Annotated in this window: 11 protein-coding genes; 8 read left to right on the top strand and 3 right to left on the bottom strand. The window is 61.5% G+C overall.

Annotation, left to right across the window (positions count from 1 at the left end):
• The first annotated feature begins 112 nt into the window (after positions 1-112).
• From hydA to preA, 3 genes are all read left to right on the top strand, one after another.
• Positions 113-1552, top strand: a complete 1440-nt coding sequence (gene hydA / locus HDC30_RS10380; protein ID WP_183782777.1) for a dihydropyrimidinase — start codon at positions 113-115, stop codon at positions 1550-1552.
• 158 nt (positions 1553-1710) lie between these two features.
• Complete coding sequence (locus HDC30_RS10375) at positions 1711-3078, top strand: NAD(P)-dependent oxidoreductase (protein WP_183782775.1); 1368 nt, start codon at positions 1711-1713, stop codon at positions 3076-3078.
• The gene (preA, locus tag HDC30_RS10370) at positions 3079-4353 is read left to right on the top strand and encodes an NAD-dependent dihydropyrimidine dehydrogenase subunit PreA (protein WP_183782773.1); all 1275 of its coding nucleotides are present in this window, start codon (positions 3079-3081) and stop codon (positions 4351-4353) included.
• A gap of 117 nt (positions 4354-4470) precedes the next feature.
• On the opposite strand, the gene HDC30_RS10365 is transcribed toward preA, so the two are convergent.
• The gene (locus tag HDC30_RS10365; protein WP_027613201.1) at positions 4471-5091 is read right to left on the bottom strand and encodes a TetR/AcrR family transcriptional regulator; all 621 of its coding nucleotides are present in this window, start codon (positions 5089-5091) and stop codon (positions 4471-4473) included.
• Positions 5092-5229: 138 nt separating this feature from the next.
• Between HDC30_RS10365 and copC the strand changes: the two genes are divergently transcribed.
• Positions 5230-5592: a copper homeostasis periplasmic binding protein CopC gene (copC, locus tag HDC30_RS10360; RefSeq protein WP_096795913.1), complete on the top strand. Its 363-nt coding sequence runs from the start codon at positions 5230-5232 to the stop codon at positions 5590-5592.
• Positions 5593-5595: 3 nt separating this feature from the next.
• Positions 5596-6453, top strand: coding sequence for a copper homeostasis membrane protein CopD (gene copD / locus HDC30_RS10355; protein ID WP_183782771.1), 858 nt, complete (start codon positions 5596-5598; stop codon positions 6451-6453).
• A gap of 118 nt (positions 6454-6571) precedes the next feature.
• On the opposite strand, the gene HDC30_RS10350 is transcribed toward copD, so the two are convergent.
• Entirely contained in the window at positions 6572-7714 is a 1143-nt protein-coding gene (locus tag HDC30_RS10350; RefSeq protein ID WP_183782768.1) for an HlyD family secretion protein, read from the bottom strand.
• Positions 7711-9366 carry an MFS transporter gene (locus HDC30_RS10345; protein WP_183782766.1) on the bottom strand — a complete coding sequence of 552 codons (1656 nt, stop codon included), beginning with the start codon at positions 9364-9366 and terminating at the stop codon, positions 7711-7713. Before HDC30_RS10345 ends, HDC30_RS10350 begins: the two co-directional genes overlap by 4 nt.
• Before the next feature lie 267 nt (positions 9367-9633).
• Between HDC30_RS10345 and HDC30_RS10340 the strand changes: the two genes are divergently transcribed.
• From HDC30_RS10340 to HDC30_RS10330, 3 genes are all read left to right on the top strand, one after another.
• Positions 9634-10584, top strand: a complete 951-nt coding sequence (locus HDC30_RS10340) for a polysaccharide deacetylase family protein (RefSeq protein ID WP_183782764.1) — start codon at positions 9634-9636, stop codon at positions 10582-10584.
• A gap of 165 nt (positions 10585-10749) precedes the next feature.
• Entirely contained in the window at positions 10750-12045 is a 1296-nt protein-coding gene (locus HDC30_RS10335; RefSeq protein ID WP_183782762.1) for an OprD family porin, read from the top strand.
• Between the two features lie 282 nt (positions 12046-12327).
• The gene (locus HDC30_RS10330) at positions 12328-13152 is read left to right on the top strand and encodes an NAD(P)-dependent oxidoreductase (protein ID WP_183782760.1); all 825 of its coding nucleotides are present in this window, start codon (positions 12328-12330) and stop codon (positions 13150-13152) included.
• The last annotated feature ends 12 nt before the right edge of the window (positions 13153-13164 follow it).

Raw genomic sequence — 13164 nt, 5'->3', positions numbered from 1 at the left:
TGCGACTAGCTTCTATTCCTGACAGCGCTGACAGGAATACGCCGATCAGCGTTGTACATCAATAAAACATTTAGAACCGGCACAAGTCGGTCATGCCTGCGAGGAACTCGGAATGTCTCTGTTGATCCGTGGCGCCACCGTTGTTACCCATGATGAAAGTTATCGCGCCGACGTCTATTGCGCCGACGGCGTGATCAAAGCCATTGGTCAGAACCTGGATGTTCCCGCCGGCGCCGAAGTGCTCGACGGCAGCGGCCAATACCTGATGCCCGGCGGCATCGACCCACACACTCACATGCAACTGCCTTTCATGGGCACCGTGGCCAGTGAAGACTTTTACAGCGGCACCGCTGCGGGTCTGGCTGGCGGGACCACCTCGATCATCGACTTCGTGATTCCCAATCCGCAGCAGTCGTTGATGGAAGCGTTTCATCAGTGGCGCGGCTGGGCCGAGAAGTCGGCATCGGACTACGGCTTCCACGTCGCGATCACCTGGTGGAGCGAGCAAGTACGTGAGGAAATGGCCGAGCTGGTCAGCCATCACGGGATCAACAGCTTCAAGCATTTCATGGCCTACAAGAACGCGATAATGGCCGCCGACGACACGCTGGTGGCAAGTTTTGAACGCTGCCTGGAACTCGGCGCGGTGCCGACCGTGCATGCGGAAAACGGTGAGCTGGTCTATCACCTGCAACGCAAGTTGATGGCCCAGGGCATCACCGGACCGGAAGCGCATCCACTGTCGCGGCCATCGCAGGTGGAAGGCGAAGCGGCGAGCCGGGCTATTCGTATTGCCGAGACCATCGGCACGCCGCTGTACTTGGTGCATGTCTCGACCAAGGAAGCGCTGGACGAAATCACCTACGCCCGCAGCAAGGGTCAACCAGTGTACGGCGAAGTGCTGGCCGGGCATCTGCTGCTCGACGACAGCGTCTACCAGCACCCGGACTGGCAGACCGCCGCCGGTTACGTGATGAGCCCGCCGTTCCGCCCGCGCGGCCATCAGGAAGCCCTGTGGCATGGTCTGCAAAACGGCAATCTGCACACCACCGCCACCGACCACTGCTGCTTCTGCGCCGAGCAAAAAGCCGCCGGGCGCGACGACTTCAGCAAGATCCCCAACGGCACCGCCGGCATCGAAGACCGCATGGCGGTGCTGTGGGATGAAGGGGTCAACAGCGGACGTTTGTCGATGCAGGATTTCGTTGCCCTCACTTCCACCAATACCGCAAAAATCTTCAACCTCTACCCGCGCAAAGGCGCGATCCGCGTCGGCGCCGATGCCGACCTGGTGCTGTGGGACCCGCAAGGCACCCGCACCATCTCCGCCAAGACCCACCATCAGCAGGTGGACTTCAACATCTTCGAAGGCAAGACCGTGCGCGGCGTGCCGAGCCAAACCGTCAGCCAAGGCAAAGTGGTCTGGGCCGACGGCGACCTGCGCGCCGAGCGCGGGGCCGGGCGGTACATCGAACGGCCGGCGTATCCCGCGGTGTTTGACTTGCTGAGCAAGCGGGCTGAGCAACATCGCCCGACTGCCGTTAAGCGCTAAAGCGAGGCCTTCGGCCTCATCGCGAGCAGGCTCACTCCTACAGATGTACGCATTCCAATTGTAGGAGTGAGCCTGCTCGCGATAGCGCCAGTTCAGACACCACAAAAACCACTGCCCATCAGAGGCAGAGAACCTCAATAACCGTGAGGCACAAAACCGTGATCGAGACCCTGAACCATCTCCCGCACCCGCACGAAAGCGCGGCCGCCCTCGCCGGCCATTTCACTGATCTGGCGCCACCGCTCAACGCCCGACAGGCGCATTTGGAAGCCTCGCGCTGCCTGTATTGCTACGACGCGCCATGCGTCAACGCGTGCCCAAGCGAAATCGACATTCCGTCGTTCATCCGCAACATCCATCAGGACAACGTGCCCGGTGCGGCGCAAAAAATTCTCTCGGCGAACATCCTCGGCGGCAGTTGCGCCCGGGTCTGCCCGACGGAAATCCTCTGCCAGCAAGCCTGCGTGCGCAACAACGCCCAGGAATGCGCGCCAGTGCTGATCGGCCTGTTGCAACGCTACGCCGTGGACAACGCGCACTTCACCGAGCACCCGTTCCAGCGTGCGGCGAGCACCGGCAAGCGCATCGCCGTGGTCGGCGCCGGGCCAGCGGGTTTGTCCTGCGCCCACCGCAGTGCGATGCACGGGCATGACGTGGTGATTTTCGAAGCACGGGAGAAGGCTGGTGGCCTCAATGAATACGGGATCGCCAAGTACAAACTGGTCGATGACTATGCGCAGAAAGAACTGGATTTTCTCCTGCAGATCGGCGGCATCGAAATCCGCCACGGACAGAAACTCGGCGAGAATCTGACCCTCAGCGAGCTGCATCAGCAGTTCGACGCGGTGTTCCTCGGCCTCGGCCTCAACGTCAGCAAACAGCTCGGTCTGGCCCACGAAGACGCGCCCGGCCTGCTCGCCGCCACCGACTACATCCGCGAACTGCGCCAGGCCGATGACCTGACGCAACTGCCACTGGCCGAACGCTGCATCGTCCTCGGCGCCGGCAACACCGCGATCGACATGGCCGTGCAAATGGCCCGCCTCGGAGCGCGTGACGTGAATCTGGTATATCGCCGGGGCGCGGCGGACATGGGCGCCACCGGTCACGAACAAGACATCGCCAAAGCCAATCAGGTGCGCCTGCTGACCTGGGCGCAACCGGAGGAAGTGCTGCTCGACGCGCAAGGCAAGGTGCGCGGCATGCGTTTCGCCCGTACACAACTGGTCGACGGTCGCCTGCAAACCACTGGCGAGACCTTCGAACTGGCCGCCGACGCGATCTTCAAAGCCATCGGTCAGGCCTTCGACACCAGCGCCCTCGCCGACCCGCTGGCCCGTGAACTCAAGCGTCAGGGCGAACGGATTCAGGTCGATGACAACCTGCGCACCAGCATTCCCGGCGTGTATGCCGGTGGCGACTGCACCAGCCTCGATCAGGACCTCACCGTGCAAGCCGTACAGCACGGCAAACTCGCCGCCGAGGCGATCAACGCGCAACTGATGCTCAACGTGGAGGCTGCATAAATGGCCGATCTCTCGATAGTCTTCGCCGGCATCAAAGCGCCCAATCCGTTCTGGCTGGCCTCCGCGCCACCGACCGACAAGGCCTACAACGTGGTCCGCGCCTTCGAGGCCGGTTGGGGCGGTGTGGTCTGGAAAACCCTCGGCGAGGACCCGGCAGCGGTCAACGTCTCGTCGCGCTACTCGGCGCACTACGGCAACAACCGCGAGGTGCTGGGCATCAACAACATCGAACTGATCACCGACCGCTCGCTGGAAATCAACCTGCGCGAGATCACACAGGTCAAGAAGGACTGGCCGGACCGTGCGCTGATCGTCTCGCTGATGGTGCCGTGCGTCGAGGAATCGTGGAAACACATCCTGCCGCTGGTGGAAGCCACCGGTGCTGACGGCATCGAGCTGAATTTCGGTTGCCCGCACGGCATGCCCGAACGCGGCATGGGCGCAGCGGTGGGTCAGGTGCCGGAGTACGTCGAGCAGGTGACGCGCTGGTGCAAGACCTATTGCTCGCTACCGGTGATCGTCAAACTGACACCGAACATCACCGACATCCGTGTCGCCGCCCGCGCTGCGCATCGCGGGGGCGCCGATGCGGTGTCGCTGATCAACACCATCAACTCGATCACCAGCGTCGACCTGGAACACATGGTCGCCCTGCCCACCGTCGGCAGCAAGAGCACCCACGGCGGTTACTGCGGCTCGGCCGTCAAACCGATCGCGCTGAACATGGTCGCCGAAATCGCCCGTGATCCGCAGACCCAAGGCCTGCCGATCTGCGGCATTGGCGGCATCGGCAGTTGGCGTGACGCGGCGGAGTTCATCGCGCTGGGCAGTGGCGCGGTGCAGGTGTGCACGGCGGCTATGCTGCATGGCTTCCGGATTGTCGAGGAGATGAAGGACGGGCTGTCGCGCTGGATGGACAGCCAAGGCTACGCCAACATCGCCGAGTTTTCCGGGCGCGCAGTGGGCAATACCACCGACTGGAAGTACCTCGACATCAACTATCAGGTGATCGCCAGGATCGACCAGGACGCGTGCATCGGTTGCGGGCGTTGCCACATTGCTTGCGAAGACACTTCACACCAGGCGATCAGCAGCCTGAAACAGGCTGACGGCACGCGCAAATATGAAGTGATCGATGAGGAGTGTGTGGGGTGTAACTTGTGCCAGATCACTTGTCCGGTGGCGGACTGTATCGAGATGGTGCCGATGGAAACCGGCAAGCCGTTTCTGGACTGGAATCATGATCCGAGGAATCCGTACCATGTCTCAGCTTAGGGCAGGTAGCGTCTGAACTGACGCCTTCGCGAGCAAGCCCGCTCCCACATTTGGAATGCATTTCAAAACGGTGGGAGCGGGCTTGCTCGCGAAGAGGCCAGCCGCTTCACTCATATATCAGGGCTCCAACCCGATCCCGCGCAAGATCACACTGGTCACCGTCTGCACCGCCCGCTCGAACTGCATGTCCGACAGCGGCTGATGCTCGTTCAAAATATTCACCTGATGATCGAAGTCGGCGTAATGCTGGGTCGAGGCCCAGATCATGTACAGCAGGCTCGACGGCTCCACCGGCAAAATCCGTTTGTCCTCGACCCACTGGCGGATCTTCGCCTCCTTCATTTTTGCCCAGTCGTACAGGCTCAGATCCAGCGCTTCACCCAAGGTCGGGGCACCGTGGATGATCTCGTTGGCCCAGACTTTCGAACCATAAGGCCGGCTGCGCGAGTGGTTCATCTTGGCGCGGATGTAGCTGCTGAGCACCACCCGTGGGTCATCGAACATCTCGAAGCACAGTGCATCCTGCTTCCACACTTCCAGCAGGTCGAACAGCACCGCGCTGTACAGTTCGCTCTTGGTGGAAAAGTAGTAATGCAGGTTGGAGCGCGGTAGTTGCACTTCGGCGGCGATGTCGGCCATGGCGGTGCCGCCGAAGCCTTTTTCGGCGAAGACTTTTTCCGCCGCCAGCAGGATTTTCTCGACGTTACTGCGACGGATCTCGATCTTGTGATTGCCCATGAGGGCTCCCTGACAACGACGTTGTTGAAGACTAGCATCCGCTCTGGCCTCGGGGCGACCGCTGCAAACAAAACTTCGTATGAAGGTCGGTGCATGGCTAAACTGGCGCTTCTTTGTCCTGCCTCAGAGGTATCCGCGATGCTGTTCAAGAACGTCCTGACCACCACTGCCCTGCTCGCTTCGCTGTTCGCCGCATCTTCGGTTCTCGCCCACGCCCACCTGAAAAGTGCCACCCCGGCCGCCGACAGCACCGTCGCCGCACCGGCTGATCTGCGCCTGACCTTTTCTGAAGGCGTCGAAGCCAGTTTCACCAAAGTCAGCCTGACCCACGACGGCGCCCCGGTCGCGATCAAACCGCTGACCACCGAAGGCGACAAGAAAACCTTGATCGTCACCCCCGCCGCACCTCTCGCCGCCGGTGAATACAAAGTCGAATGGCACGCGGTGTCGGTCGACACACACAAGAGCGAAGGCGCCTACCAGTTCAAGGTTGGTCAGTAATTCATGAGTGAAGCGCTGGTGCTGTGCCGCTTTGTGCATTTCAGCGCGGTGTTGATGCTGTTCGGCGCCTGGTTGTTCCGGCCGTTGCTGCTCAAGGCACCAGTGCCGACATTGGATCGGCATCTGGCGCGACTGGCGCGCTGGCTGACGGCGATTGCGTTGGTCAGCGGTGTCACCTGGGCACTGTTGATCACCGCGAGCATGGCCGGTTCGGCGGCGGCAGCGTTCGATCCGGACACTGTTGGCGTGGTGCTCGGCAACACCTTTTTCGGCCACGTCTGGCGCTGGCATCTGCTGATCAACGCGCTGTTGCTGGCATTGCTGTTCACGCCGTGGCGTTCGAATGTGCTGCTGCGCCTGGGCTTGAGCGCGCTGCTCTTGGCGACCCTGGCGCCGGTCGGTCACGGCGCGATGCTCGACGGCCTCAGCGGGCAACTGCTGATCCTCAACCAGATCGTTCACCTGACCTGCGTCGCTGCATGGCTGGGCGGCTTGTTGCTATTGGTGTTGATCCTGCGTCAGCCGAGCACAGCGATGGGGCGGATCCTGCAACGCTTCAGCGGTGTCGGTTATGCGATCGTTGGCGGCCTTCTGATCACCGGGTTGATCAACGTGCGCGTGCTGACCGGGCAATGGTGGCCGACGCCGCTCTTTGCAGGGTTTGCCTTGATTCTGCTGATCAAGGCCTTGCTGGTGCTGGGCATGCTCGCGCTGGCGCTGTTCAATCGCTTGCGGATTGATGATTGCGAACAGCGGATGGGCGCGCTCAAACGCAGTGTGGTGCTGGAGTGGTTGTTGGGGATGGGGGCTGTTGCTGCGGTCTCCCTGCTCGGTACCCTGCCGCCGATGATTGCTGGATAAACCCAATCAGACTGTGGGAGCGGGCTTGCTCGCGAAGGCGGTGTATCAGATACGAAAATATCGCCTGACACACCGCTTTCGCGAGCAAGCCCGCTCCCACATTTTTGATCTGCGCAGGTCAATGCGGTTGTGTGTCACCCGCCGCGGTGTCGATGCTGACCACCACCGACATCCCCGGGCGCAAGCGTTCCTCTTCCTGCTGCCCCTTATCAATGGTGATCCGCACCGGCACACGCTGGGCGATTTTCACGAAGTTGCCGGTGGCGTTGTCGGCCTGCAACAGGGCAAATTCCGAACCGGTGCCGGGCGAAATGTGCTGCACATGGCCGGTGAACTTGCGGTGGTTCAGCGCATCGACGGTGAAGCGCACCGGCTGCCCGACGCGCACATTGTTCATCTGGGTTTCCTTCATGTTGGCGATCACCCATTTCTGGTTCGGCACCAACGCCATCAGTTGCGCACCGGAGTTGACGTAAGCGCCGAGGCGCACGCCGATCTGCCCGAGTTGGCCGTCACGCGGGGCGACGATGCGCGTATTCGACAAGTCGATCCGCGCCAGTTGCACCGCCGCTTCAGCGCTGGCCACCGAGGCTTCCAGCGAACCGCGATTGACGATCACCGTCTGCAGATCCTGCCGGGCGATTTCCAGATTGGCCTTGGCCTCCGCCACCGCCGCAATGCTCTGCGCATTGGCCGCGAGCGTCACGTCCATCTCGCGTTTCGACACCGAGCCGTCACTCACCAGCTCCTTGTTACGGCGCAGATCCGCCTCGCTTTTGCGCAACTGCGCTTCGCTGTCGGCCACCACCGCCTGACGCAGTTTGATCGTCGCTTCGGCGCTGTTGCGTTGCTGCACCACGTTGGCCAGCGCGGCCTTCTGCACCGCCAGTTGCGCCAGCGACTGGTCGAGGCGCTGCTGATAAATCCGGTCATCCAGGCGCACCAGCAGGTCGCCGGCCTTCACGTACTGGAAATCCTGCACCGGCACCTCGAACACGTAACCGCTGAGCTGCGGGCCGATGATCGTCACCTGGCCACGCACCAGGGCGTTTTCAGTGGTTTCGACCGCACTGCTGAACGGCGGCAACTGCCAGGCGTAGAGCACGATCAGCACACCGACGATGGCAATCGCGGCAAAGCCCAGCGACGAGATGATCCGCACCCGCAACGAGCGTGGCTCGGTGTTCGGCGAGGACGGCGGTGCCACGCCTTCCGGGGTGGCGGCGATGGCATTTGTGGTTGTGGTGGTCGGTTCGGTCATGAATTGGAAGCACCGTCAGGAGGTACGGAAGGCGCTGGGTCGACGGCTTTGGTGGTGCTCATCAGCCACAGCGCACGAATGGACAGCCAGATCATGGTCAGCACCGCAATCACGGCGATCAGCATGAATACATCGTTATAGGCCAGCACGTTGGCTTCGCGAGTGGCCGCGTTGGACAGGCTGCGAATCCCGGCCAGATTGCGCAGGCTCGGGTCGGCCAGCAACGAGCCATAGGCCGACCCGCCGCTCTGTACGCGGGCGGCCACCAGCGGATCGGACAGCGTCAGGTGCTCGACCAGGTGACTGGAATGGAATTTCTCGCGCACGATCTGGAACGTGCCCAACAACGCCGCGCCGAGCAGGCCGCCGAGGTTGTTGCAGATCCCGAACAACACCGAAAAACTCACCAGATTGCGCGGATTGGTCAGCACGTTGCGGGTGCCGAACACCATGGTCGGTCCCAGAAAAAACGTGCTGCCGAAGGCCAGCAGAAACTGGCTGAAATACAGGTTTTGCGGACGGGTCAGGTTGTTGGAAAAACTGTCCATCACCGAACCGGTCGCCATCAGCGCCAGCGAGATGATCAGCGGCATCAGCAGGTGCTTGGGGTCGATGGTCAGTGCGCTGGTCGCCAGCCCGGCGACGCTGCCGATCAGCATCACCACATACAGGCTGTGCAACTGCTCATAACCCATGTTGAGGTTCTGCATGAAACCGACGGCGCCGGTGGATTGCTCCGAAGTGACCATGCGGATCAGGGTCACCGCCAGCGCCAGACGGATCATCGTGCCGCTGCCGAGCCAGCGGGTCATCAGCATCGGGTTGCTGCGATTGTGCTCGATCGCCAGGCCCGCGAGGATCAGGGCAATCGAGGCCGCCAGCGCATAGCCGATCCAGTTGGCCTCCAGCCACCAGTCGATGCGCCCCAGCGACAGCACCGCGCAAAGCAGTGCCACGCCGCTGGCGAGAATGGCGAAGGTCAGAAAGTCCAGCGGCTCGAAGGTTTTGAAGCGATCACCGGGCGGCAACTTGAGCAACAGCACGCAGCCCAGCGACAGCAAGGCCATGCCCAATTCGAACAGGTACAAACCGCGCCATTCGGCAATCTGCAGCAAGTCTTCGGAGAACAGGCGCGCCAGCGGCAGGGCCAGTTGCGAGGCACCGAGGCCCAGCACCAGCGCCTTCAACCGCCATTTGGCCGGAAACGCCTGAACCATGTAATACAGGCCCAGCGAACTCAGCGCCGCACCGACCATGCCGTGCGCCGCCCGCACCGCGATGGCCGAGCTCAAGTCGTTGACGAACAGATGACCGAACGTCACTAGCGCATACAGCACCAGAAACACTTCGGTGAATGCACGCAGGCCAAACTGCTGGCGAAACTTCACCAACAGCAGGTTCATCGACACGTTGGTCATCACGTACGCAGCTGGCAGCCAGGCCATCTCCGCCGTGGTCGCGCCCAGCGCGCCTTGCAGGTAAGGCAGGTTGGCGACCACCAGCGAGTTACCCAAACCACCGGTCACCGCCACCAGCAGCCCGACCAGCGCATAGGCCAGGCGCTTGGGGTTGGAGTGCAGCGGCGTCGAGGGGGAACCGGGCAGACTGGGCTTCTCGTGAGGCTGCCAGTTGCGCGGGGCGTATCGATCCATTGAAAGGCCTTGTGCTTGTGTTGCCGGGAGTTTGCCGCAAATCCTGCGGCAAACCCACAATCCTGTGGGAGCTGGCTTGCCGGCGATGACGGCAGTCCGCTCGGCAACAGGGTGACTGGCAGACCGTTATCGCAGGCACGCCCGCCCCCACAGGGTTCGCGGCGGATTCGTAAATTCTGTTTAAAGGTCCTCTCGCCCGCAACGGATTTTTCCCGCGCCGGGCAGCTGCCACCCTTGCAGCCCTTCTCAACCTGCAAGGTGCCCGTTATGACCACGCCCCACCGGCAACGCTCCCTACGCCTGCTGAAAAACCTTCTGGCCGCCGCCCTGTTGCTGCCCGCCCTCGCCTTCGCCCAGGAACGCCCGTGGCCGGACGGTTCGCAACTGGTGATTTCAGTGTCGATGCAGTTCGAAACCGGCGGCCAGCCCGAGGGGGCAGAAAGTCCGTTCTCCGGCAGCCCACTGCCCAAGGGTTACCCTGATCTGCCGGCGCAGACCTGGTTTGATTATGGCTACAAAGAAGGCTTGTGGCGGATGCTCGACCTGTGGGATCGCACCGGGATCAAGGTCACCTCGCATGTAGTCGGCGAAGCGGCGCTCAAGCACACGGAACTGGCGAAAGCGATTGCCGAGCGTGGCCACGAACTGGCAGCCCATGGCATGCGCTGGGCCGATTCCTACAACATGGGTTACGACCAGGAAAAACAGTTCATCGGCGACGGTGTCAGCGCGGTCGAGAGACTTACCGGCCAGCGCTCGGTGGGCTACAACGCCAACTGGTTGCGGCGCAGCCCCAACACGCTGAAGGTCCTGCAAGACCTCAACTTCACCTACCACATCGATGATGTCAGCCGCGACGAACCGTTCGTGACCATGGTCCGTGGGCGCAAATTCGCCGTGGTGCCGTATACCTTGCGCAACAACGACATCGTGTTGATCGAGGGTCGGCATTTCTCCGCCGAGCAGTTCTATCAGCAATTGGTGCTGGAATTTGATCGCCTGTACGCGGAAGGCGCGAGCAAGCGGCGGATGATGTCGGTGAGCCTGCACGACCGCATCGGCGGCACTCCGGCGATGGTCGAGGCGATGGAGCGGTTCATTCGTTATGCGCAGGCGCATCCGAAGGTGAGTTTCATGCGCAAGGACCAGATCGCCCGGATCGTCCTGACCGAGAAAAACCCGCTGATCGACAACACAGAGGCGCTCTATAACCGGTAAACCCGCCGAAAACAGCCCTCTTCGCAGCATTTGGAGGGCTGCCAAATCGCGCAAAATAATCGTAACAAGCCCTGTTGACTTTTGCGGAAAACCTCGCAACTATCCGCAACCATATTGTACGACGACGTATGACAAATAATAAAAACAACAACAGGGAGCGTCACAGTGAGCACACTCGTCTGCAATTCCGTTCGCATGTCCCGTATTTCCTTCCCCCGCCCGTGTTCCACCCTGAGTTTGATCGGCTGCAGCAGCCTCGCCCTGGTTTTGCCGATGAGCGCCGACGCCGAAGGCTTCCTCGAAGACAGCAAAGCCACGCTGAACCTGCGCAACGCCTACTTCAATCGCAACTTCGTCAACCCGAACTACCCGCAGGGCAAGGCTGAAGAGTGGACGCAAAACTTCATCCTTGATGCCAAATCCGGCTTCACCCAAGGCACCGTCGGCTTCGGTCTCGATGTGCTGGGGATGTATTCGCAAAAACTCGATGGCGGCAAGGGCACCGGCGGTACGCAACTGTTGCCGATTCACGATGACGGGCGTCCGGCGGACAACTTCGGTCGCCTCGGCGTGGCGCTGAAGGCCAAGGTGTCGAAGACCGAATTGAAGGTTGGCGAATGGATGCCGGTGCTGCCGATCCTGCGCTCGGACGATGGCCGCTCGTTGCCGCAGACCTTTCGCGGTGGCCAGATCACCTCCACCGAAATCAACGGCCTGACCCTCTACGGTGGGCAGTTCCGTGGCAACAGCCCGCGCAACGATGCCAGCATGGAAGACATGTCGATGAACGGCCGCGGCGCCTTCACCTCCGACCGTTTCAACTTCGGCGGCGGCGAGTACACCTTCAACGACAAGCGCACTCTGGTCGGCGTGTGGTACGCCGAACTCAGCGACATCTACCAGCAGCAGTATTTCAACCTCAGCCACAGCCAACCGCTGGGCGACTGGACGCTGGGCGCCAACCTCGGTTTCTTCACCGGCAAGGAAGACGGCAGCGCCCAGGCCGGCGACCTCGATAACAAGACTGCATTTGCCATGCTGTCGGCCCGCTATGGCGGCAACACCTTCTATGTCGGCCTGCAAAAACTCAGCGGCGATGACGCGTGGATGCGGGTCAACGGCACCAGCGGCGGCACCCTGGCCAACGACAGCTACAACGCCAGTTATGACAACGCCAAAGAGCGCTCCTGGCAGTTGCGGCATGACTACAACTTCGTTGCCCTCGGCATTCCCGGCCTGACCCTGATGAACCGTTACATCAGCGGCGACAACGTGCACACCGGGACGATCACCGACGGCAAGGAATGGGGTCGCGAGTCGGAACTGGGATACACCGTGCAGAGCGGGCCGCTGAAAAACCTCAACGTGAGATGGCGCAACGCGACGATACGGCGGGACTTCAGCACCAATGAGTTCGACGAGAACCGGGTCTTTATCAGCTATCCGATTTCGTTGTTGTAAAGCCAGTCCTCACACCGGGTTTCCCTGTGGGAGGGGGCTTGCTCGCGAATGCGTCGGGTCAGTCAATTCATCTTTCAATGACACACCGCTTTCGCGAGCAAGCCCGCTTCCACAAGGGGATTGCATTGCAACGAAGGCGTCGCGGTGATTGAAAAGTGAATGAGCCCCTTCCGTCATTTACCCCAAAAGTCGCGTTGACAAGTTCCGGAAAGCCTACCGATACTTCAGTGCAGTCATACGACAACCTACAACAAACCTAATAACAACGTGTAAGGGATTGCCATGACGTCTACCTCTATTCCCCGCGCCCCGTTCAACCGTCTGCTGCTGACCGGCGCTGCCGGTGGCCTGGGCAAAGTCCTGCGCGAACGTATGCGCCCTTATGCCCATGTCCTGCGCCTGTCGGACATCGCCGCCCTCGCCCCGGCCGTTGATGATCGCGAAGAAATCGTCCCCTGCGACCTTGCCGACAAACAGGCAGTGCACCAACTGGTCGAAGGCGTCGACGCAATCCTGCATTTCGGCGGTGTCTCCGTGGAGCGGCCCTTCGAAGAAATCCTCGGCGCCAACATCTGCGGTGTCTTTCACATCTACGAAGCTGCTCGCCGCCATGGTGTGAAGCGCGTGATCTTCGCCAGTTCCAACCACGTCATCGGCTTCTACAAACAGGACGAGCCGCTCGACGCCAGCTGCGCCCGCCGCCCCGACGGCTACTACGGATTGTCCAAGTCCTACGGCGAAGACATGGCCAGTTTCTACTTTGATCGCTACGGCATCGAGACCGTCAGCATCCGCATCGGCTCCTCGTTCCCCGAGCCGCAGAACCGCCGAATGATGCACACCTGGCTGAGCTTCGACGACCTCACGCAATTGCTCGAGCGCGCGCTGTACACGCCAAACGTGGGCCATACCGTGGTCTACGGCATGTCCGCCAACAAGGACGTCTGGTGGGACAACCGCTTCGCCAGCCACCTCGGTTTTGAAGCCAAGGACAGCTCCGAAGTGTTCCGCGAAAAAGTCGAAGCGCAGCCTATGCCCGCCGCTGATGACCCGGCGCGGATCTATCAGGGTGGCGCGTTCGTCGCGGCCGGCCCCTTCGGCGACTGACCACTCTGCCAA

It is taken from the genome of Pseudomonas sp. JAI115 (assembly GCF_014200835.1).
GTDB lineage: Bacteria > Pseudomonadota > Gammaproteobacteria > Pseudomonadales > Pseudomonadaceae > Aquipseudomonas > Aquipseudomonas putida_A.
This window is presented reverse-complemented; position numbering and strand designations above follow the sequence as displayed.